The sequence below is a fragment of the Mycobacterium sp. AMU20-3851 genome (assembly GCF_043974665.1).
Classification (GTDB): Bacteria; Actinomycetota; Actinomycetes; order Mycobacteriales; family Mycobacteriaceae; genus Mycobacterium.
Window position 1 is genome coordinate 2,862,891 of record NZ_CP146371.1, and the last position, 20,392, is coordinate 2,883,282.

The 20,392-nt window shown below is 70.1% G+C and carries 20 protein-coding genes; 9 read left to right on the plus strand and 11 right to left on the minus strand.

Annotation, left to right across the window (positions count from 1 at the left end):
• Positions 1-158: 158 nt before the first annotated feature.
• Genes cobG through V4U86_RS13785 form a run of 5 tightly spaced genes read left to right on the plus strand, consistent with a single transcriptional unit; the run spans position 159 to position 5,171 of the window.
• Positions 159-1,292, plus strand: a complete 1,134-nt coding sequence (gene cobG, locus V4U86_RS13765; RefSeq protein ID WP_395311746.1) for a precorrin-3B synthase — start codon at positions 159-161, stop codon at positions 1,290-1,292.
• 10 nt (positions 1,293-1,302) lie between these two features.
• Positions 1,303-1,929, plus strand: coding sequence for a precorrin-8X methylmutase (locus V4U86_RS13770; RefSeq protein ID WP_395311747.1), 627 nt, complete (start codon positions 1,303-1,305; stop codon positions 1,927-1,929).
• Positions 1,926-3,392: a precorrin-2 C(20)-methyltransferase gene (locus V4U86_RS13775; protein ID WP_395311748.1), complete on the plus strand. Its 1,467-nt coding sequence runs from the start codon at positions 1,926-1,928 to the stop codon at positions 3,390-3,392. The genes V4U86_RS13770 and V4U86_RS13775 overlap by 4 nt, the downstream gene beginning before the upstream one ends.
• Before the next feature lie 52 nt (positions 3,393-3,444).
• Positions 3,445-4,122 (plus strand): TetR/AcrR family transcriptional regulator, encoded by a 678-nt coding sequence (locus tag V4U86_RS13780; RefSeq protein WP_395311749.1) that lies wholly within the window; start codon positions 3,445-3,447, stop codon positions 4,120-4,122.
• Complete coding sequence (locus tag V4U86_RS13785) at positions 4,119-5,171, plus strand: phosphotransferase family protein (RefSeq protein WP_395311750.1); 1,053 nt, start codon at positions 4,119-4,121, stop codon at positions 5,169-5,171. The genes V4U86_RS13780 and V4U86_RS13785 overlap by 4 nt, the downstream gene beginning before the upstream one ends.
• On the opposite strand, the gene V4U86_RS13790 is transcribed toward V4U86_RS13785, so the two are convergent.
• From V4U86_RS13790 to V4U86_RS13805, 4 genes are read right to left on the minus strand one after another with little or no spacing between them, the layout of a single operon-like run.
• The gene (locus V4U86_RS13790) at positions 5,168-5,905 is read right to left on the minus strand and encodes a cobalt-precorrin-6A reductase (protein ID WP_395311751.1); all 738 of its coding nucleotides are present in this window, start codon (positions 5,903-5,905) and stop codon (positions 5,168-5,170) included. The two genes, V4U86_RS13785 and V4U86_RS13790, sit on opposite strands and share 4 nt — an antisense overlap.
• Positions 5,902-6,657 carry a precorrin-4 C(11)-methyltransferase gene (cobM, locus tag V4U86_RS13795; RefSeq protein ID WP_395311752.1) on the minus strand — a complete coding sequence of 252 codons (756 nt, stop codon included), beginning with the start codon at positions 6,655-6,657 and terminating at the stop codon, positions 5,902-5,904. Before cobM ends, V4U86_RS13790 begins: the two co-directional genes overlap by 4 nt.
• Positions 6,654-7,832, minus strand: a complete 1,179-nt coding sequence (gene cbiE, locus V4U86_RS13800) for a precorrin-6y C5,15-methyltransferase (decarboxylating) subunit CbiE (RefSeq protein ID WP_395311753.1) — start codon at positions 7,830-7,832, stop codon at positions 6,654-6,656. Before cbiE ends, cobM begins: the two co-directional genes overlap by 4 nt.
• The gene (locus V4U86_RS13805; RefSeq protein ID WP_395311754.1) at positions 7,829-8,572 is read right to left on the minus strand and encodes an SDR family NAD(P)-dependent oxidoreductase; all 744 of its coding nucleotides are present in this window, start codon (positions 8,570-8,572) and stop codon (positions 7,829-7,831) included. The genes cbiE and V4U86_RS13805 overlap by 4 nt, the downstream gene beginning before the upstream one ends.
• Before the next feature lie 35 nt (positions 8,573-8,607).
• On the opposite strand from V4U86_RS13805, the gene V4U86_RS13810 reads away from it, so the two are divergent.
• Positions 8,608-9,033, plus strand: a complete 426-nt coding sequence (locus V4U86_RS13810) for a F420-dependent biliverdin reductase (RefSeq protein ID WP_395311755.1) — start codon at positions 8,608-8,610, stop codon at positions 9,031-9,033.
• Positions 9,034-9,129: 96 nt separating this feature from the next.
• Positions 9,130-10,212, plus strand: a complete 1,083-nt coding sequence (locus V4U86_RS13815) for an IS110 family transposase (protein WP_395308692.1) — start codon at positions 9,130-9,132, stop codon at positions 10,210-10,212.
• A gap of 299 nt (positions 10,213-10,511) precedes the next feature.
• Here the strand turns inward: V4U86_RS13815 and V4U86_RS13820 are convergent, their stop codons facing one another.
• Complete coding sequence (locus tag V4U86_RS13820) at positions 10,512-11,660, minus strand: M24 family metallopeptidase (protein ID WP_395311756.1); 1,149 nt, start codon at positions 11,658-11,660, stop codon at positions 10,512-10,514.
• 17 nt (positions 11,661-11,677) lie between these two features.
• Between V4U86_RS13820 and V4U86_RS13825 the strand changes: the two genes are divergently transcribed.
• Positions 11,678-12,514 (plus strand): hypothetical protein, encoded by an 837-nt coding sequence (locus tag V4U86_RS13825; protein ID WP_395311757.1) that lies wholly within the window; start codon positions 11,678-11,680, stop codon positions 12,512-12,514.
• The gene (locus V4U86_RS13830) at positions 12,511-13,464 is read left to right on the plus strand and encodes a 5'-3' exonuclease (RefSeq protein ID WP_395311758.1); all 954 of its coding nucleotides are present in this window, start codon (positions 12,511-12,513) and stop codon (positions 13,462-13,464) included. The genes V4U86_RS13825 and V4U86_RS13830 overlap by 4 nt, the downstream gene beginning before the upstream one ends.
• A 54-nt stretch (positions 13,465-13,518) precedes the next feature.
• Here V4U86_RS13830 and V4U86_RS13835 read toward each other — a convergent pair whose 3' ends face one another.
• The 6 genes from V4U86_RS13835 to V4U86_RS13860 form a co-directional block, all read right to left on the minus strand.
• Positions 13,519-14,292, minus strand: a complete 774-nt coding sequence (locus V4U86_RS13835; RefSeq protein WP_395311759.1) for a DUF4333 domain-containing protein — start codon at positions 14,290-14,292, stop codon at positions 13,519-13,521.
• Between the two features lie 67 nt (positions 14,293-14,359).
• Positions 14,360-17,095 (minus strand): DEAD/DEAH box helicase, encoded by a 2,736-nt coding sequence (locus V4U86_RS13840; protein WP_395311760.1) that lies wholly within the window; start codon positions 17,093-17,095, stop codon positions 14,360-14,362.
• The gene (tatC, locus tag V4U86_RS13845; RefSeq protein ID WP_395311761.1) at positions 17,079-18,035 is read right to left on the minus strand and encodes a twin-arginine translocase subunit TatC; all 957 of its coding nucleotides are present in this window, start codon (positions 18,033-18,035) and stop codon (positions 17,079-17,081) included. Before tatC ends, V4U86_RS13840 begins: the two co-directional genes overlap by 17 nt.
• Before the next feature lie 79 nt (positions 18,036-18,114).
• On the minus strand, positions 18,115-18,375 hold the full coding sequence (tatA, locus tag V4U86_RS13850; protein ID WP_395312039.1) for a Sec-independent protein translocase subunit TatA: 261 nt from the start codon (positions 18,373-18,375) through the stop codon (positions 18,115-18,117).
• Between the two features lie 30 nt (positions 18,376-18,405).
• Positions 18,406-19,371 carry a helix-turn-helix transcriptional regulator gene (locus V4U86_RS13855; protein ID WP_395311762.1) on the minus strand — a complete coding sequence of 322 codons (966 nt, stop codon included), beginning with the start codon at positions 19,369-19,371 and terminating at the stop codon, positions 18,406-18,408.
• The gene (locus V4U86_RS13860; RefSeq protein ID WP_395311763.1) at positions 19,368-20,354 is read right to left on the minus strand and encodes a helix-turn-helix transcriptional regulator; all 987 of its coding nucleotides are present in this window, start codon (positions 20,352-20,354) and stop codon (positions 19,368-19,370) included. Before V4U86_RS13860 ends, V4U86_RS13855 begins: the two co-directional genes overlap by 4 nt.
• Positions 20,355-20,392 lie beyond the last annotated feature (38 nt).

The window sequence follows — 20,392 nt, forward strand, 5'->3', positions numbered from 1 at the left end:
ACTTTGCGGACCCTCCCCGACGCTGGGATGCGTCTCCATGTCGGGCAACACTAGGAGCGGGTCGGGGCCGGGGACCGGGTAGCGCACTACTCGTTTTCGCGCGCCCGGGTGCGGTCCGGTCGCGTTGTGCGCCGCCGGCACAGGACTACCGTGGACCCGTGAGCCGTACCCGTGATCAGGACGCGTGCCCCGGTGCGCTACAGGTACACCAGGCGGCCGACGGTGGGCTGGTCCGGGTGCGTCTGCCGGGCGGGGTGATCTCGGCCGCCGCGCTGGAGACGCTGGCGCACCTGGCTTCCCGGTACGGCGGCGGGGTGCTGGAGCTGACCTCGCGGGGCAGTCTGCAGATCCGCGGCATCACCGATCCCGGTCCGGTCGCCGAGACGCTGGCTGCCGCCGGGTTGTTGCCCTCGCCCACCCATGAACGGGTCCGCAACATCGTGTGCTCGCCCCTGTCCGGGCGCAGCGGCGGGCTGTGCGACGTCCGCGGCTGGGTGGGCGAACTCGACGCCGCCCTGCAGGCCGATCCCGCCCTGGCCGCCCTGCCGGGACGGTTCTGGTTCTCCATCGACGACGGCCGCGTGGATGTGGCCGGGTTGCGCACCGACGTCGGCGTCGTGGTCCTGCCCGGTGCGGCCGCGGTGGCGCTGTCCCTGGCCGGCGTGGACACCGGGATCCGAGTGGCCGCCGAGGATGCGGTGCCCACCATGGTCGAGATCGCGCGCCGCTTCCAGGCGGTCCGGGGAAAGCGTTGGCGGGTCACCGAGCTCGACGATCCCGAAGTGCTGCTCGACGGCTTCGTGGCCACCGCCGAGGCGGGACACGCCTATCCCCACCACAGCGGCCGGCCGCCGGTCGGCTGGATCCCGCAGTCGGCCGATCCGGCCGGAGACCGGATCGCGCTGGGTGCCGCGGTGCCGCTGGGCGTGCTGCCGGCCCGCACGGCGGAGTTCCTGGCCGCCATCGAGGCGCCGGTCGTGGTGACGCCATGGCGCACGATGCTGGTGTGCGACCTCACCGAGGACGTGGCGGACACCGCGCTTCGGGTGCTGGCTCCGTTGGGGCTCGTCTTCGACGAGAACTCCCCTTGGTTGACGCTGAGTGCGTGCACGGGTAGCCCTGGCTGTGACAAATCTCTCTCCGACGTCCGCGCCGACGCGCGGGCCGCGCTGACCGACGGCGCCTCGGGGGCGCATCGACATTTTGTTGGCTGCCCACGGGCCTGCGGCAGCCCGCTGGGCGCCGAGGTGCTGGTGGCCACCGGACACGGCTACGAGGCGCGCCACCCGTAGGGTGATCGGCGTGCTCGACTACACCCGCGACGCTGCGGAGATCTACCGGCAATCGTTTGCGACCATCCGGGACGAAGCGGATCTGACCCGTTTTCCCGAGGACGTGTCCCGCGTGGTGGTCCGGCTCATCCACACCTGCGGCCAGGTCGACGTCACCGAGCACGTCGCCTTCACCGCCGACGTGGTGGCCCGGACGCACGCCGCGCTGGCCGCCGGGGCGCCGGTGCTGTGCGACTCGTCGATGGTGGCGGCGGGCATCACCCGGTCCCGGCTACCGGCCGGCAACGAGGTCGTCTCGTTGGTGGCCGATCCGCGCGCCCCGGAGCTGGCGGCCACGCTGGGCAGCACCCGCTCGGCGGCCGCGGTCGACCTGTGGGCCGACCGGCTCGACGGTGCCGTGCTGGCGATCGGGAACGCGCCCACGGCGCTGTTCCGGCTTCTCGAGCTGATCGACGAGGGTGCCCCGGTGCCCGCCGCGGTGCTGGGCGGACCGGTCGGGTTCGTCGGGTCCGCGCAGTCCAAGGACGAGTTGATCGCGCGGCCACGCGGGATGTCCTATCTGGTGGTGACCGGTCGGCGGGGTGGCAGCGCGATGGCCGCCGCCGCGGTGAATGCGATTGCGAGTGAGCAGGAATGAGCGCAGCAGGTAAGGGCACGCTGTACGGAGTCGGGCTGGGCCCCGGCGACCCGGAGTTGGTCACCGTCAAGGCGGCCCGGCTGATCGGTGAGGTCGATGTGGTGGCCTATCACAGTGCGCGGCACGGTCGCAGCATCGCCCGTCGCATCGCCGAACCGTACCTGCGCGACGGTCAGGTCGAGGAGCACCTGGTCTACCCGGTGACCACCGAGACCACCGACCATCCGGGCGGGTACGCCGGCGCCATGGACGAGTTCTACGCCGAGGCCGCCGAGCGGATCGCGGTGCACCTGGATGCCGGGCGGAACGTCGCGCTGCTCGCCGAGGGCGATCCGCTGTTCTACAGCTCCTACATGCACATGCACACCCGGCTCACCGAGCGGTTCGATGCCGTCATCGTGCCGGGGGTGACGTCGGTCAGCGCGGCCTCGGCCGCCACCGGCACGCCGTTGGTGCAGGGCGACGAGGTGCTGACCATCCTGCCCGGGACGCTGCCCGCCGCCGAACTCACCCGCCGCCTCGCCGATACCGACGCGGCCGTGATCATGAAGCTGGGCAAGTCGTATCCGGATGTCCGGCAGGCGCTTTCGGCGACCAAACGGCTTGATCGGGCGCTGTACGTGGAGCGGGCCAGCACCGATCAGCAGCGGGTGCTGGGCGCCGCCGAGGTGGACGAGACCAAGGTGCCGTACTTCTCGATCGTGATGCTGCCCGGGGAGGCGGCCGCCTCCCGGCCCGGTGGCAGTGTGGCGGTGGTCGGCCTCGGTCCCGGGGACCTGGACTGGATCACCCCGCAGGCACGGCGTGAGCTGGCCGGCGCCACCGATCTGATCGGCTATTTCCCCTACCTGGACCGGGTCGGCGCCCGTGCCGGACAGACCCGGCACGCCAGCGATAACACCGACGAGATGGCCCGCGCCCGGCTGGCCTGTGAACTGGCCCAGCAGGGCAAGGCCGTGGTGGTGGTGTCCTCGGGTGATCCGGGTGTGTTCGCGATGGCCACCGCGGTCCTGGAGGAGGCCAAGGCCTGGCCGGATGTTCCGGTGCGGGTGATCCCGGCGATGACCGCCGCGCAGGCGGTGGCCAGCCGGGTCGGCGCGCCACTCGGGCACGATTACGCCGTCATTTCGCTGTCGGACCGGCTCAAGCCGTGGGAGATCATCGCCAAACGGGTCAGCGCGGCCGCCGCCGCCGATCTGGCCATCGCGGTCTACAACCCGGCGTCCAAGACGCGCACCTGGCAGGTGGGCGAGATGAAGCAGCTGCTGCTCGAGCATCGTGACCCCGCCACCCCGGTGGTCATCGGGCGCGACGTGGCGGGGGCGAACGAGACCGTGCGGGTGGTGCGGTTGGGTGATCTCAACCCGGCCGAGGTGGACATGCGCTGTCTGCTGATCATCGGGTCCTCCCAGACGCAGTGGCACGGTGACCGGGTGTTCACCCCGCGGACCTACCCGAGCTGACAACTGTCGAGAATCGTTGACAGTTGTCAGCGGCAGGGATAATGTCCCGCTCGTGCAGCCGGGCAAGGACGTCGCCGACGTCGGCGAACAACCGGGACCGCTGCGGCGTTCGCCGACCGACCGGCGCGCGGCCCAGCGCAGCGATCAACGGCGGGCCGCCATCCTGGCGGCCTTCGACGAGGCCCTGCGCGCCACCAGTTTCGAGGCCGTCAACATCGCCGAGGTCGCCGCGCGGGCCGGTGTGAGCCGCTCGGCGTTCTACTTCTACTTCGAGAACAAGGCCGCGGCCGTCGCGGGCCTGCTCGAGACCATGTACGACGACGTCTTCGCCGCCGGCGATGTCGTCACCTCGACCACCGGATCGCCCCGCGGCCGCATCCGGTCGATGCTGGACGCGCTCATGGACACCGGTACCGCGCACCGCTACCTGGTCGCGGCGATGCTGGACGCCCGCGCGGCCAGCAGTGCGGTGCGCGAGATCTGGGACAACGCGCGGGAGGCGTTCGTGCCGCCCATCGCGGCAATGATCGACGCCGAGCGAGCGGCCGGGCATGCTCCCGACGGACCTGCCGCCGAGGTGCTCGCCGGCGTGCTGCTCGAACTCAACGACCGGCTGCTGGAACGCCTCGTCGCGGGGGGCCCGCGATCCCGCGACGATCTCGTCGTCGGCGCGGAAACTATTTGGCTACACACCATCTACGGCACGGTGATCGGAGACCAGACGTCATGAGCAACGCCATCCCCCGCAGTCCCGACGATGTGACCCCGACCTGGTTGGGTGGTGTGTTGGGCGCCGACGTCCGCGACGTCGAGGTCACTCCGATCGGGACCGGGCAGACCGGTGCGACCTACCGGCTCACCGTGGCCTACGGCGGGGCCGCGGACGGACTGCCCCGGACGTTCGCCGTCAAGCTGCCCTCGCAGGACGACACCGTCCGCGACCGGGTGGCCATCGGTTACCGCTCCGAGCACGCCTTCTACGCCAACGTCGCGGACCTGGTCCGGGTGCCCATCCCCCGCAACTACCATTGCGAGATCGACGGTGACGGAGCGGAATTCGTGCTGTTGCTGGCGGATATGGCGCCCGCCGAGCAGGGCGACCAGATCGCCGGGTGCAACGTCGCCGAAGCCAAGCTGGCCGTGCGGGCGCTGGCCGGATTGCATGCACCGAGCTGGTGCGACCCGAAGCTGACCGACTTCCCCGGCATCGCCATGCCCAAGCCCGATGCCGCAATGGCTTCCGGCATGGGCGATGTCGCGAAGATGGCCACCGAGATCACCCTGGAGAAGCTGGGTGACCGGATGAGCGCGGACGACCGCGCCACGATGGCGGCGTCGATGGCGATGGTGACACCGTGGTTGATGGCCGAGACGAGCCGGTTCGCGCTGCTGCACGGTGACTACCGGTTGGACAACATGCTGTTCGATCCGGACCGCGATCGGGTCACGATCGTCGACTGGCAGACACTCGGTTCCGGTCTGCCGACACGGGATCTCGCCTATTTCACCGGCACCAGCCTGGAACCGCAGACCCGCGCCGCCGCGGAACGGGAGCTCGTCGCCGACTACCACGGCGAGCTCTGCGCCCTCGGCGTGCAGGACTACGACCTGGAAACCTGTTGGCGGGATTACCGTCTCGGCATGCTCCAGGCGCCGCTGATCATCGTGTTCGGTGTCGCGTTCGCGACGTCCACCGAGCGCGGGGACGACATGATGCTGGCCATGGCGCAGCGATCCTGCCGGGCCATCCGCGAACTCGACACCCTGGCGCTGATCTAGGCCCCGGCGCCCAGCCAGTCCACCGCAGCGTCCACGCTGTGCACGACCTGCACCCCGGCGGGCAGTGCGGGGCGGCTCACCATGATCACCGGCACCCCCAACTCGGCGGCGGCGTCCAGCTTCGCCCGGGTCATGTCCCCGCCGCTGTTCTTGGTCACCAGCGCATCGATGGCGTACTCCCGCATCAATTCCCGTTCCCCGTCGACGAGGTAGGGGCCGCGGGACAGCAGGATCTCATGCCGCGCCGGTAGCAGGTCGGCGGTCGGCGCGGTCACCGCCCGGATCAGGAACCACGCGTCGGTGCCGCGGAACGCCGCGGTGCCCGACCGCCCGGTGGTGAGGAACACCCGCCGGTAGCCGTTGCGCGCCACCACGGCGGCGGCCTCGACATCGGAGGCCACCACCAGGGCGTCCCCCTCCGGCCAGGCCGGCCGGGCCAATACCACATGCGGCAGCCCGCACCGGTCCGCGGCGTACGCCGCGTTCGCGGTGATGGTGGCCGCGAACGGATGGGTGGCATCCACCACGGCGGTGATCGCGTTGGCGCGCAACCAGTCCGCCAGCCCGTCGCGGCCGCCGAACCCACCGATACGCACCTCACCGACCGGCAACGCCGGGTCGGGTACCCGCCCGGCCAGCGAACTGATCACCGCGACCTGCGGATGCAGCCGGGCGGCCAGTGCCCGCGCCTCCCCGGTGCCCCCCAACAGCAGCACCCGCGCCGTGGTGCTCAATGGCGGCTTCCGCGGCGCCGGCCCGAGGAGTACAGGTAGCTGTCGGTGAACCCCGCGGCGGCGAGCACATCACCGACGATGATCACCGCGGTCTTGGTGATCCCGGCCGCGCGCAGCTGCTCCACCAGCTCCCCGAGCGGGCAGCGCACCAGCTGTTCGGTGGGCCAGCTCGCGTAGGCCACCACCGCACAGGGGGTTTCGGCGGTGTAGCCGCCGGCGGTCAGCTCCGCGACGATGGTCTCGGCCTGCGCGGCGGCCAGATGCAGCACCAGGGTGGCCCCGGGTGCGGACAGGGCGGCCAGCGACTCCTTCTCCGGCATCGCCGTGGACAGCGTCGCGACCCGGCTCAGCGTGACTGTCTGGGCCACCCCCGGCACCGTCAGCTCACGGCCCAGTGCGGCGGCGGCCGCCGCGAATGCCGGCACTCCGGGCACGACCTCGTAGCCGATCCCCAGCTCGTCCAGCCGACGGCACTGCTCGGCCAGCGCGCTGTAGATGGACGGGTCCCCGGAATGCAGCCGGGCCACATCCAGGCCGGCGGCGTCGGCGGCGGCCAGCTCGTCGATGATCTGATCCAGGGTCAGTGGTCCGGTGTCGACGATCCGGGCGTCGGCCGGGCAGAAGTCGAGCAGATCCCGGGGCATGATCGAACCCGCGTACAGGCACACCTGGCAGCGGTTGAGCAGTCGCTGACCGCGCACCGTGATCAGGTCGGCCGCGCCGGGGCCGGCACCGATGAAGTAGACCGTCACGGCTTGCTCACCTGCCACTGGGTGACCGGGAAGGCCGGACGGAAGCCGGTGAACCCGCCGATCGGTTCGCCCTGATAGTGCTGGAACCGCCGCAACTCTCCCCCGATCTTCGAGTACCACTGTGTGACAACCGCTTCCGATTCTGCGGTCACCGCGTTGGCGACCAGTCGCCCGCCGGGGGCCAGTCGCTGCATGCAGGCTTCGAGCAGACCCGGTGAGGTCGCACCACCACCGACGAAGATCGCCGCCGGCGCACCGCCGGTGTCCTCGAAGGCCTCGGGCGCCGGACCGCGCACGTCGACTCGCACGCCGAACGATATCGCGTTGCCGCTGATGCGCTCCCGCCGCGCCGCGGCGCGTTCGAACGCGATGGCGGTGCACCCGGGCGCGCTGCGGCACCATTCGATCGCTACGCTGCCCGACCCGGACCCCACATCCCAGAGCAGTTCCCCGGGTCGGGGACCGAGCGCGGCCAGGGTGACCGCCCGCATCGCCTGCTTGGTGATCTGCCCGTCGTGGGCGAACGCATCGTCGGGCAGGGCGTGCTGGCGACGATCATCGGGCAGGTACCGGATGCCGATCACGTTGAGCGCCGCGACATCACCGGACCAGTCCCGGGCCACCGAGCGGCGGACCCGCTCATCAGGTCCGCCGAGCTGTTCGGCCACGACGAATTCCGAAGCGCCGCGGCCGTGCTCGGTGAGCAGGCGGGCCACCTCGGCCGGGCTGGACCCGTCCCGGCTCAACACCACCGCCTGGCCGCCGCGGCGGACTGCGGTGTGCGCCGGTGCGGTGACCAGGCTGATGACCTCGGTGTCCTGCACGCTCCATCCGAGGCGGGCGCAGGCCAGCGTCACCGAGGACACGTGCGGCAGGACCCGCACCCGGTCCGCGCCGCACACCCGGATCAGCGTGGCGCCGATACCGTGCAGCATCGGGTCACCCGAGGCCACCACGTGCACGGTGTCGAGGCCGTCGAACAGCGTGCCCAGTGCGGGCAGCAGCGGTGACGGCCATTCCCGCCGCTGCGCCGTGATCGTCTCGTCCAGCAGCTCGAGTTGGCGGGGCGCGCCGTAAATGACTGTGGCGCTGCGCAGTTCGTTTGCAGACGAAGGGGCCAATCCCGACATGCCGTCGGCGCCGACGCCGACCACGACGACCTTCCCGGGGGTCATCGCGGCAACCGCCGCCAGATCGGTCCGGGCAGCAGCCGGAAGACCGCCGCGATCACCGCGACCTGCCAGGGCACCCACACCGTGCGCCGCCCCTTGGCCAGCGCCTGCACCGTCGCCGCCGCCACCTGGGCGGGCGTGCTGGAGAACGGGGCGGGCGCCATCCCCTCGGTCATCCGGCCGGTCACGAAGCCGGGGCGGACGACCAACAGCCGGACACCGGAACCGTGCAGGGCATCGGAGAGCCCACTGCAGAACCCGTCCAGGCCGGCCTTGGCCGACCCGTACACATAGTTCGCCCGGCGCACCCGCACCCCGGCGATCGAGGAGAAGGTCACCAGGTCCCCGCCGCCGGCGCGGCGCATCGAATCCGCCAGCACGGTCAGCAGACTGACCTGCGCCACGTAGTCGGTGTGCGCGACCGCGACCGCGTGGCCGGCGTCGGTCTCGGCGCGGGCCTGGTCGCCGAGCACGCCGAAGGTCAGCACCGCGGTGCCGATCGGGCCGTGTTCGGTGGTGATCGCGTCGACCAGCCCCCGATGCGCGGCGGTGTCGTCGGCGTCGAACTCGCGCACCTGCACGGCCGTCGCGCCGGCCGCGCGGACGGCCTCGACCTCGGCGGCCAGGTCATGGGCCCGGCGGGCGGCCAGCACCACCGGCCGTCCGGCCGCGATGCGCGTCGCCACTTCCACACCGATTTCGCTGCGCCCGCCGAAAATCACGACCAGGCCCGTGTCTTTCATGGCTCAGATTATGACCTGCGCTAGCGTGGACCCCGATGGCTACATCAGGTCGCAAGGCGACTACCCGACTGACCACCGATGCGCTGGCCTTCCTGACCGAGCGGCATCTGGCCATGCTGACGACCCTGCGCAGCGACAACTCGCCGCACGTCGTCGCGGTCGGCTTCACCTTCGATCCGACCACCCACATAGCGCGGGTCATCACCACCGGTGGTTCGCAGAAGGCCGTCAACGCCAAGGAACGCGGCGTCGCGGTGCTCAGCCAGGTCGACGGGGCGCGCTGGCTGTCGCTGGAGGGCACCTCCACCGTCAGTGCCGATCCCGATGCCGTGCGGGACGCCGAACTGCGTTACGCCCAGCGCTACCGCACCCCACGGGTCAATCCCCGCCGGGTGGTCATCGAGGTCAAGGTGGAACGGGTGCTCGGTTCGTCCACCCTGCTGGACCGCGGCGAGGACTAGACGGTATGGGGAGGCTGGGGCCTCACTGCATGTGAACGTGGGTTGCCGACAGGAATTGGGTCCTGGCCGGTAGAGCCACAGATGTAGGAGGCCCCAGTGGTAGCTCAGCGTACGAGTGTTGGTTTGGATGTGCACGCACGTTCGGTGGTTGCGTGCGGGTTGGACCGCGAAACCGGTGAAATCACGGAACGGCGGTTGACGCCGGATCACCGCGAGATCCTGGGTTGGATTGCGGACTTGCCGGGCCCGGTGGCGGTGACCTATGAGGCCGGCCCGACGGGGTTTGGTCTGGCCCGAGCGTTGGAGATGGCCAACATTGAGTGTCAGGTTGCTGCGCCGTCGAAGTTGATCCGTCCGGCTGGGGACCGGGTCAAGACCGATGCTCGCGATGCCGCGCATCTGGCGCGGTTGCTGCATCTGGGTCAAATCACCGCTGTCACGGTCCCCACAGCCAGCCAGGAAGCGGCCCGCGATCTGGTGCGGGCTCGGGAGGACTGCCGCGGCGATCTGATGACCGCGCGACATCGGATCTCCAAACTGCTTCTGCGCCAGGGAATCGTCTACTACGACGGGAAGGCCTGGACCATGCGGCACGAGTTGTGGCTGCGCCGGCAGCGCTTCGGCAGTCCGGCATTGCAGTTGACCTACGACGCATCCTTCGACGCCATGGCCGCCTGCGTAGACCGTCGTGAACGTCTCGAGGCGGCGATCGAGGCGATGGCAGCTGACAGTGAGTTCACCCCGGTGGTGCGACGGCTGGGCTGCCTACGGGGGATCGCCACGCTGACCGCGTTCGGACTGGCCACCGAGATCGGGGATTGGCACCGGTTGACCGGGCGAACGATCGGCGCCTACCTGGGCCTGGTTCCCTCGGAACACTCCTCTGGCGCGAGCCGGGCCCAGGGCGCGGTGACCAAGACTGGCAATGGACACGCCCGGCGCCTGCTGGTCGAGGCGGCCTGGCACCACCGGGCCCCTTATCGGCCTGGAACGGTGTTGCGGCGCCGCTGGGAGCTGGCCTCGCCGGCCGCCAAGGCGCGTGGCCAGGCTGCCAACCGGCGGCTGCATCAGCGGTGGGCCCATTTCGATCAACGTAAGAAACGTTCCGTGGTCGCCAACATGGCCGTGGCCCGCGAACTGGCCGGCTGGTGCTGGTCACTGGCGGTACTCGACGAGTAGTCACCCATGAACGTCCAGGTCGGAATGCTTGGTGGAGACGGCAGCGTCTTGGAGTGACCCACGAGCGGTCTATGAGCAATCGCGTTTTCCGACAACGTGATCACGCTCGATGCTAGATGGCGGTCAACTCCGACTCGAAAGTCCCGTCCTGCGGTAACCAACCCGCGCATATCAGACTGACAACGCGTCGACATGACACGCTCGACACCACCAAGCACTTACCTGGCCAACGAAGCGGCGGCCGTAGCGACGGTTACGGCCGCCGCTTCACCCTGCCCCTTGACAATCAGCTCCCCATATCAGACCGGTACCACGACCAGGTCGTGCGGGCGCCGGTTCACCGACTCAACACCGTCCTCGGTGACGAGCACGATGTCCTCGATCCGGGCGCCCCATTCGCCGGGGAAATAGATGCCCGGCTCCACGGAGAACGCCATCCCGGGCTCCAGGGTGATTTCATTGCCGGCCACGATGTAGGGCTCCTCGTGCACCGACAACCCGATGCCATGCCCGGTGCGATGCACGAACCACTCGGCCAGTCCCTCGGCGGCCAGCACATCCCGCGCCGCGGCGTCGACGGCCTCGGCGCTGATCCCCGGCCGCACCACCGCCACCGCCTCGGCCTGCGCCCGCTGCAGCACCGCGTACCGTCGGGCCACCTCGGCGTCCGGCTCACCGAGGCTGTAGGTACGGGTGGAGTCGGAGTTGTAGCCGGGGGCGTACGGGCCGCCGATGTCGACGACGACGATATCGCCCACCTGCAGTTCGCGGTCCGAGCATTCGTGATGCGGGTCGGCGCCGTTGGGTCCGGACCCGACGATGATGAACGCGACCTCCGAGTGGCCTTCGGCGACAATCGCTTCGGCGATGTCGGCGGCAACGTCGGACTCGGTGCGCCCCGGCTTGAGGAACTCCGGCACCCGGGCGTGCACCCGGTCGATGGCCGCCCCCGCCTTGCGCAGCGCGTCGGCCTCGCTGGCATCCTTGATCATCCGCAGCTTGCGCAGCACATCGGTGGCCAGCACCGGCACCGCCCCGAGCACCTCGGCCAGCGGCAGCAGGTGCAGTGCGGTCATCGAATCGGTGACCGCGACGGTGACCGGATCGGCGCCCGAGCCACGCAGGGCGCGGGCGACGAGTTCGTAGGGATTCTGTCCGTCCACCCAATCGAGCACCGTCGCACCGAGTTCGGCCACCGCGGACTCGCGCAGCGCGGCCAGTTCCAGCCGGGGCACCACCACGGTGGGCGCCGACCCGTCGGCCGGTAACACCAGCGCGGTGAGCCGCTCGAAGGTCTGCGCCCGCGAGCCCACCAGATAGCGCAGGTCATAGCCCGGGGTGATGACCAGACCCGCCAGGCCGGCATTCGCCGCGCCGGCCGCGGCCGCGGAGATGCGCTGGGAGTAGATCTCGGTGGGGAACAGATTGACGTCGCCGGCGGTAGCCATGCCCATAGGCTAGTGGGATGCTGCGCGATATTCGTGAACTGACCGACCAGCAGGAGGCCTACGCCGAGGAACTGCGGCGGCGCTGGGGCGGTCTGCTCAGCTACCGCTACATCGGGCGGATGTATGCCTCGATGGATCCGCGTGACGTCGAGGACACCGTCACGGTCCGTCACGACATGCGCAACGCCCAGGGCGGTCTGCTGTTCGCGGTGCTCGGCATCTCGGCTCCCGAGAGCGGCCACATGTCGGATCTGGAGGCGGTACCCAATCCGGTGATCCACTCCTGCCAGATCCTCGACCCCGGCCGCGACGTGCGCCGCATCGAGATCGTCTCCGAGCCGCTGAAGCGGGGCCGTCAGTTCGGATACAGCCGGGCCAAGATCCTCGACGCGGACCGGCCGGACCGGGTGCTGGCGTTGATCGAAGGCCAGGGGGTGAGCATCGGGGTGCCGCCGGAGGGCTTGCAGAAGATGGAGGTCGACAACATCGAGGTCGTCGACTCCCCCGACCTCCCTCCGCTGTGGCAGGTGTTCGGCGGCTACCGGCGCGACGACGGGAACTGGGGCCTGCCGGAACTGTCCGCCGAGGTGGCCTCGCCGGACGCCGCGCTGCACATCGGCCCGCAGTTCGTCATCTTGGAGACCGCGGCATCGGACGCCGCCGGCGGCACCATGCAGGGCATCTCCGCGCACGTGATGTTCCTGGCCCGCGGCAAGACCGGGCCGTTCCGGGTCGAGACCGAACGATTCGACGGGGCCGCCGGCACCGTCGCGGTGCGGGTGCACCTCTACGACGAGGGAAATGAGGACAGATTGGTCACCGTGGGTTCCTACGTGTTCGGGACCGCAGCATGACCGGCCCGGTGCTGCTGCTGGACGGCGCGAGCATGTGGTTCCGCTCGTTCTTCGGGGTGCCGTCCTCCATCACGGCCCCGGACGGGCGGCCGGTCAATGCGCTGCGCGGGTTTCTCGACGCCATCTCCACCCTGGTGACCCAGCACCAGCCGTCCCGGCTCGTGGTGTGCCGCGACGACGATTGGCGCCCGCAGTGGCGGGTGGACCGCATTCCGTCCTATAAGGCACACCGCGTCGAGGAGGCCCGCACCGACGGCGCCCCCGACATCGAGGAGGTGCCCGACGAACTGACGCCTCAGGTCGAGATGATCATGGAGATCCTGGAGGCGTTCGGGATCGCCACGGCCGGCGCGCCCGGATACGAGGCCGACGACGTGCTGGGCACCTTGGCCGCAGGCGAGCAGCGCGATCCGGTGATCGTGGTCAGCGGCGACCGGGACCTGTTGCAGCTGGTCAGCGACGAGGCGCCCGGCATCCGGGTGCTCTACATCGGGCGGGGCCTGGCCAAGGCGGTGCTGTTCGGACCCGCGGAGGTCGCCGACACCTACGGTGTGCCCGTGGCGCGGGCCGGCGCCGCGTACGCCGAACTCGCGTTGCTGCGCGGCGACCCGTCGGACGGGCTGCCCGGCGTCGCGGGCATCGGCGAGAAGACCGCCGCCACGCTGCTGGCCCAACACGGGTCGCTGGCCGCGATCCTCGCCGCGGCAGCGGATCCGGCCTCGAAAATGCCTGCCGCACAACGCAAGAAACTGCTCGCCGCGGACGACTACATCACGGCCGCCGAACCGGTGGTGCGGGTCGCCCTGGATGCTCCCGTCACGCTGTCCACGGCCACCGATGCGCTGCCGCTGGCGGCGGCCGATCCCGGCCGGGTGGCGGCGCTGGCCGAGAAGTACGGGGTGCTGTCCTCGATCGGGCGGCTGCAGAAGGCGCTGGACAAACTCCCCTGACGGACGAATGCCCCGCGACACCGGATGTCACGGGGCATTCGCCGACAGCGGTGCTTACTTGGGTCGGCCGACCTCGTAGGTGCCCTTGTCGTCCTGGAACGTCACGGTGACCTGTCGCTTGGTGCCGTCGATGCTCACCTGGCAGGTGAAGGTGTCGCCCTTGCGGACCTCGGGGCTCACACCGTCGTTGCAGCGCACGTCCTTGACGTTCTTGGCCCCGTATCCGTTGGCCTCGTCGGTCAGGATCTGCTGCACGCCGGTCTGCGCGGCGTCCACGTCCAGCGTGGTGGTGACGAAGAATCCGGGCTTCCAGAAACCGAGCACCAGCACCACCGCAACGATCACGCCGACCAGGACACCGATCACGGTGCCGATGACCGCCAGCGACTTCTTCGAGCTCTCCTCGCTGCCGGGTGCGTTGTACTGCCCGTACTGCTGCGGGTCGTACTGGCCCGGCTGGCCGTACTGCGGCTGACCGTAGGGCGGCTGACCCGGCTGCCCGTACTGCGGGTAGCCCTGCGGGCCATAGCCGGTGGGCTGCTGACCGTACTGGTCAGGCTGCGGGTACGGCTGCTGCGGCGGCGGGTTGTAGGCAGGCTGCTGATACTGCGGGTACTGCTGCGGGGCCTGCGGTTGCTGGTAGGCCGGCTGCTGCCAGGCCTGCGCATCGCCGCCGGGCTGCTCGGGCTGGGACGGTGGCTGCCACGCGGGCTGCTCGCCCGACGTCGGCTGCCATGCGGGCTGGTCGCCAGACGACGGGGCACCGCCGGACTGCGGCGGCTGACCCGACCACCCCTGCGTGGGGTCAGATCCCTGCGGTCCGCTCATCGTTTCTCCTTGATCCGGGCTCGTTGTGCATCATCGAGACCCGCCGCCGCGGATCTACGCCGCCACATTACCCTGCATCAACAGCTACGACGCCGCGTCGAATGTCGTTGATGGCGCGTTTCGCGGTTGTCCGCAGCGCAGGGGTAGGTGCGGCGATACGCACCTGGTCGAGCAGATCCAGCACCTGACGGCACCAGCGAACGAAATCCCCCGCGGACAGCGGAGATCCGCTGCCGTTGACATCCGACGCCGCCAACGACGACGCGAGATCACCGGTGCTGGCCCACTGGTGGACGGCGGCGACGAAACCGTCGTCGGGTTCACGGCTCTGCGCGATACGGTGTCGCTGCTCCTCGCCACGGATCTGCGCCGACAGCCGCCGGGTGGCCGTCAGTGCCCGCCGGATCTCGGCGGTGGGGATCTGCAGACCCTGCGGGCCGGCACCGTCACCGCGGGATTCGAACTGCACCGCCGAGACCACCGCGGCCAGTTCGGCGGGCGTCAATCCCTCCCAGGCACCGCGGCGCAGGCATTCGGCGACCAGAAGGTCACTCTCGCTGTAGATCCGCGCCAACAACCGGCCGTCCTCGGTGACTTTCGGCGTGTCGCCGGTGCCGTCGATGAAGCCGCGCTCGGTGAGCAACACCAGAATCCGGTCGAAGGTACGGGCCAGCGAGTTCGTCGCGGCCGCCACCTTCTGCCGGATCTGCTCGTTGTCCCGCTCGATGCGCAGATAGCGCTCGGCCACCCGGACCTTGGCCTCCCGGTCGGGCACGTGGTGCGCGGGATGGTGGCGCAGTTGCTCACGCAGCCCCGCCAGTTCGGCGTCGGTGTCCCGTTCGACGGCCTTGTCGCGGCGCCGGGACGGCACATCCAGTCCCGCCGCCGCCGAGCGCAGCGCGGACGCCAGGTCGCGGCGTACCCGGGGCTGACGGTGCTCGACGCGCTTGGGCAGCGACATCGACCCGAGCGGAGCGGAGGCACCGGAGTAGTCGGCCGAGGAAATCCGGCCCGCCCAGTGGTGTTCGGTGAGGATCAGCGGACGCGGGTCGTCGGCGTCCCGAGCGGGCTCCAGCACCACGGCCAACCCACCGCGGCGGCCGTGCGTGATGGTGATGATGTCGCCGCGGCGCAGTGATGCCAATGCCTCGTCGGCGGCACGGCGCCGGTGCAACCGCGACGCGCGGGACTGCGCCCGTTCCCGCGCGGCGATCGTCGCCCGGAGTCGGGTGTAATCCAGCACCGCCGAGTCCCGGCCGCCGAGTTCGGCGGCCAGTTCGTCGAGCATCTTCTCGCCGCGAGAGATGCCGCGCACCAGGCCGACCACCGAACGGTCCGCCTGGTACTGCGCGAAGGACCGCTCCAGCAGTGCCCGGGCCTGATCCGGGCCCATCTGCTGCACCAGGTTGATCGTCATGTTGTAGGAGGGCGCGAACGAACTCTTCAGCGGGAAGGTACGGGTGGAGGCCAGCCCCGCCACCTCGGCGGGTTCGGCCGCGTTGTCGTCGGCGTGCCACAGCACCACCGCGTGGCCCTCGACGTCGATCCCGCGGCGGCCCGCCCGTCCGGTCAGCTGGGTGTACTCCCCCGGCGTGAGCGGTGCGTGCTGTTCGCCGTTGTACTTCACCAGCCGTTCCAGCACGACCGTGCGGGCCGGCATGTTGATGCCCAAAGCCAGTGTCTCGGTGGCGAAGACCGCCTTCACCAACCCGGCGGTGAACAGTTCCTCGACGGTGTGCCGGAAGACGGGCAGCATGCCGGCGTGATGCGCGGCCAGCCCGCGCAGCAGACCCTCGCGCCACTCGTAGTAACCGAGTACGGCCAGATCGGACTGGGCGAGATCGGCGCATCGCCGGTCGATCACCTCGGTAATGCGGGCCCGCTCGCCATCGTCGGTGAGCCGCAGGGGCGCTCGCAGACACTGCTTCACCGCGGCATCGCAGCCGGCCCGGGAGAACACGAAAGTGATTGCCGGCAGCAGCCCTTCGGCATCCAGGGTGGCGATCACGTCGGGCCGCGACGGGCCGCGGTGCAGGCTCGGCCGGTTCGGGCGTCCCCGGCCGCGGCCGCGCGGCTGCCAGTCGGCCAGCCGGTCGGCTTCCCGCCGGTGCGCGATATGGCGCAGCAGGTTCGGGTCGACGAGCGTCTTGTCGCCGCCCGACTGGAACAGGTCGAAGAGCCGCTTGCCGACCATCATGTGCTGGGACAGCGGCACCGGCCGGTGCTCGTCGACCACCACCGTGGTGTCCCCGCGCACGGTCTGGATCCAGCCGCCGAACTCCTCGGCATTGCTCACCGTCGCCGACAAGCTGACCAGCCGCACCTCCTCCGGCAGGTGCAGGATGACCTCCTCCCACACCGCGCCGCGCATCCGGTCGGCCAGGAAGTGCACCTCGTCCATCACCACATGCGACAGCCCCTGCAGGGCGGGCGAGTCCGCGTAGAGCATGTTGCGCAGCACCTCGGTGGTCATCACGACCACCGGGGCGTCGGCGTTGATCGACTGGTCCCCGGTCAGCAGGCCGACCCGGTCGGCGCCGTAGCGGTGCGTCAGATCGAGGTGCTTCTGATTGCTCAGCGCCTTGATCGGTGTGGTGTAGAAGCATTTGTGGCCGGTGGCCAGCGCCAGGTGGACGGCGAACTCGCCGACCACCGTTTTACCGGCGCCGGTCGGCGCGCAGACCAGGACCCCGTGCCCGGCCTCCAACGCGGCGCAGGCGCGGATCTGGAAGGGGTCCAGCCCGAACGGCAACTGGCCCGCGAATGCCGCCAGTTCCGGCCCGGACTCAGGTGGCGTCGTCATCGAACAAGGCCTGGGAGGTCACCGCTGTCGGTGGGGCGATCGGCTCGGCCGCCGGGATCGGTGCGGCCTCATCCTCGGGCACCTCGGCCAGCGCCTCCCGCCTGGCCTTCCGTTTGTCGTGGATGCGGGCGATCTGGATGGCGAATTCGAGCAGCAGCGTCAACGCCAGCGCCAGCGCCAGCATCGAGAACGGGTCCGAGCCCGGCGTGGCGAACGCGGCGAAGACGAACAACGCGAAGATCAGGCCGCGGCGCCACTCCTTGAGCTTGGCGTAGCTGAGCACCCCGGTCAGGTTGAGCATGATGATCAACAGCGGGAACTCGAAACTGATCCCGAACACCAGCAGCAGGTTGATCAGGAAACCGAAGTATTGGTCGCCGGACAGCGCGGTCACCTGGACGTCGCTGCCGACGGTGAGCAGGAAACTCAGCGCCGTGGACAACACGACGTAGGCCAGGATCGCGCCGCCGATGAACAGCACGGCCCCGAACGCGACGAAGGCCATCGCGAACCGGCGTTCCTTGCTGTAGAGCCCGGGTGTGATGAACGCCCACAGCTGATACAGCCACACCGGGCAGGCCATCACGACACCGGCCATCAGCGCCACCTTCAGGCGCAGCATGAACTGGTCGAACGGGCCGGTGGCCAGCAGCCGGCACTCGCCGTCGGGTGCGATCGTCGCCCGCGCCGATTCCGGCAACGCGCAGTACGGGCCGCGTAACCATTCGCCGAGGCTGTGGAAACCCAGAAACCCGTGGGTGTACCAGATGAAGCCGACGATCGTGGTCAGCACCACCGCGGCGGTGGCGATCAGCAGCCGGTTACGTAACTCGGCGAGGTGGTCGACCAACGACATGGTGCCGTCGGGGTTAGAACGTTTACGACCCATGGCGCGAACGTTGCGCGGGTCGAGTTTCTTGAAGATTCCAGGGGTGTGCACGGACAGCCTTTAACGTCGGCGCAGGCAGGCGCGCTCTAGCGGCGCGACGTCACACCGCGAGGGGACGGATGTGGCAGGTTCAGGCCGAGCGCTTGTCGCCGGACTGCTCGGGCGCGGCGGTGTCCACCCGCTCCGAGTTCACCTGGGTGACCGGGCTGCCGGAAAGCGGAGTGGCGTCCGGCTTGTCGGCGCCGTCGGACTGCATCTCCTTGATCTCGGACTTGAAGATACGCATCGACTTACCCAGCGAACGCGCCGCGTCCGGGAGCTTCTTGGCACCGAAAAGAAGGATGAACGCCGCGATAACGATCAGCCAGTGCCACGGTTGAAGACCGCCCAATTCAAACACCTCCAGAGATTGTGGACGAGTCTACTCGTCCTCGTACGCGCGCACCGCTGCCGCGGCTGTCTCGCGGACCTTGTCGGCTAGCGACTGCGGAGCCAGGACCCGCACCGCGGAGCCGAAGCCCAGCACGAACCGGGCCATCCACTCATCGGAAGCGTAGGTCATGGCCGCCTCGCATGCACCGTCCGGCAATTCGGCGATGACCCGCAGCGGGTAGTAGTCGAACATCCACTCCGCCGAGCGGTCGATGAGCAGGCGCGAGGAGTGCAACGACGGGTCCTCGGCGTCGGCGTCGAACAACGCGGTGTCCGGCCCGGCCTGCACGGCCGGGGCGGGCGGGACGGCCGGCTCGTCGAGCACCCGGGCGTCGACGATCCGGTCGAACCGGAACAACCGCACCCCCTCTGCGCTGCGGCACCAGGCCTCCAGGTAGCTGTGGTCGCCGACCAGGACCACCCGGATCGGGTCCACCACGCGGCTGGACACGGTGTCATGGGAAGCCGAGTGGTACTCCAGTGCCAGAGCCCTGCCGGCGCGGGTGGCGTCCCGGACGGCCGCCGCCGACGCGCTCTCGGGCTCCTCGGCGTCCTCGGGCGCCGGGGCGTCGGTTGCGGCCGCGGTGCCGGCCGCCGACTCGATCTTGGCGATGGCGCTGCGCGCGGCCCGTGGATCCACCATGCCCGGCACGTCCAGCAGCGCGCGGAGCGCCACCAGGATCCCGGTGGCCTCGGTGGAGGTGAGCCGCAACGGATGGTCGACGCCGGCGGCGAACGTCACCTCGATGGTGTCGCCGGTGAAATCGAAGTCGATCAGATCGCCGGGACCATAGCCGGGCAGCCCGCACATCCACAGCTGGTCCAGGTCTGCGTCGAGCTGTTTGCGGGTCACCCCCAGCGCGGCGGCCGCCTCATCCCGGGTCACCCGCGGGTTGGCCTGGAAGTACGGCACCATGTTCAGCAGCCGGACCAGCCGGTTGGAGACCTGACTCATGAGACCGCCTGGGCGCGCAGCCGGGCCAGCACGTCCTCACGCAGCGACTGCGGTTCCAGCGCCACCGCGTCGGTACCGTAGCTGGCGATCTCGCGGGCCAGCCGGTCGTACATGCCGATGTCGACGGTGATCTCCTCCCCTGCCCGGCCCCGCCACACCCGCGGGGTCGCCGAGGTCGCCTGACGGCGCAGCGCGGTGGCGCGTCCCTGCGCGATCCACACTCTGGCCTGCTCGCCGGTGGGAACATCGGCGACCACCCGCTGCACGATCTGACGCAGATCGATGCCGTCCGGGATCCGCACCTCGCCGGCGGGGCCGACGGGTTGCACGCCGGGCGCGATGCGCGACAGCCGGAAGGTGCGGGTATCGGCCCGGTCGCGGTCGTGCCCGACCAGATACCACCGCCCGCGGTGGGTCACCACGCCCCACGGCTCCACGGTCCGGGTCCGATACGGCTCGTTGCGGGAGGGTCGGTGCTCGAACTGGACCACCTGACCGGAGTTGGTGGCGGCCAACAGGACCCGCAGCACCTCCTCCGAGCCGCGCAGGCCGGGCAGGGTGGCCGTCGAGGTGAACGCCACCCCGGCGTCCTCGGAATCGACGTCGACGCCGGCGGCGCGCAACTTGAGCAGGGCACTCTGGGTGGCGGTGACCATCTCCGGGGACTGCCACAGCTGCGTCGCGACCGCGACCGACGCGGATTCCTCGGGGGTCAGCTCGACCGGCGGCAAGGCGTAGGCCTGCTGGTTGATGCGGTAGCCCTCGGTGGCATCGAACGAGGACAGCTTCCCGGTCTCCAGTGGGATGCCCAGGTCGCGCAACTCGTTCTTGTCCCGCTCGAACATCCGCGAGAACGCCTCGTCGCTGGCGCTGTCGGCGTACCCCGCAACGCTGTTGCGGATCCTTTCCGCCGTCAGATACGAGTTGGTGGACAGCAGTGCGATCACCAGATTCATCAGTCTTTCGACCTTGGATGTCGCCACCCCGAGAAGCTTAGGGCGTCCGCACCGCCACACCCGTG

Excerpts from the sequence above, each read along its gene's own strand:
- V4U86_RS13775 (WP_395311748.1), top strand. The coding sequence starts at position 1,926 with ATGAGCGCAGCAGGTAAGGGCACGCTGTACGGAGTCGGGCTGGGCCCC.
- V4U86_RS13785 (WP_395311750.1), top strand. The coding sequence starts at position 4,119 with ATGAGCAACGCCATCCCCCGCAGTCCCGACGATGTGACCCCGACCTGG.
- V4U86_RS13820 (WP_395311756.1), bottom strand. The coding sequence starts at position 11,660 with ATGGCTACCGCCGGCGACGTCAATCTGTTCCCCACCGAGATCTACTCC.
- V4U86_RS13840 (WP_395311760.1), bottom strand. The coding sequence starts at position 17,095 with ATGACGACGCCACCTGAGTCCGGGCCGGAACTGGCGGCATTCGCGGGC.
- V4U86_RS13810 (WP_395311755.1), top strand. The coding sequence starts at position 8,608 with ATGGCTACATCAGGTCGCAAGGCGACTACCCGACTGACCACCGATGCG.
- V4U86_RS13830 (WP_395311758.1), top strand. The coding sequence starts at position 12,511 with ATGACCGGCCCGGTGCTGCTGCTGGACGGCGCGAGCATGTGGTTCCGC.
- V4U86_RS13805 (WP_395311754.1), bottom strand. The coding sequence starts at position 8,572 with ATGAAAGACACGGGCCTGGTCGTGATTTTCGGCGGGCGCAGCGAAATC.
- cbiE (WP_395311753.1), bottom strand. The coding sequence starts at position 7,832 with ATGACCCCCGGGAAGGTCGTCGTGGTCGGCGTCGGCGCCGACGGCATG.
- V4U86_RS13825 (WP_395311757.1), top strand. The coding sequence starts at position 11,678 with ATGCTGCGCGATATTCGTGAACTGACCGACCAGCAGGAGGCCTACGCC.
- V4U86_RS13855 (WP_395311762.1), bottom strand. The coding sequence starts at position 19,371 with ATGAGTCAGGTCTCCAACCGGCTGGTCCGGCTGCTGAACATGGTGCCG.
- V4U86_RS13835 (WP_395311759.1), bottom strand. The coding sequence starts at position 14,292 with ATGAGCGGACCGCAGGGATCTGACCCCACGCAGGGGTGGTCGGGTCAG.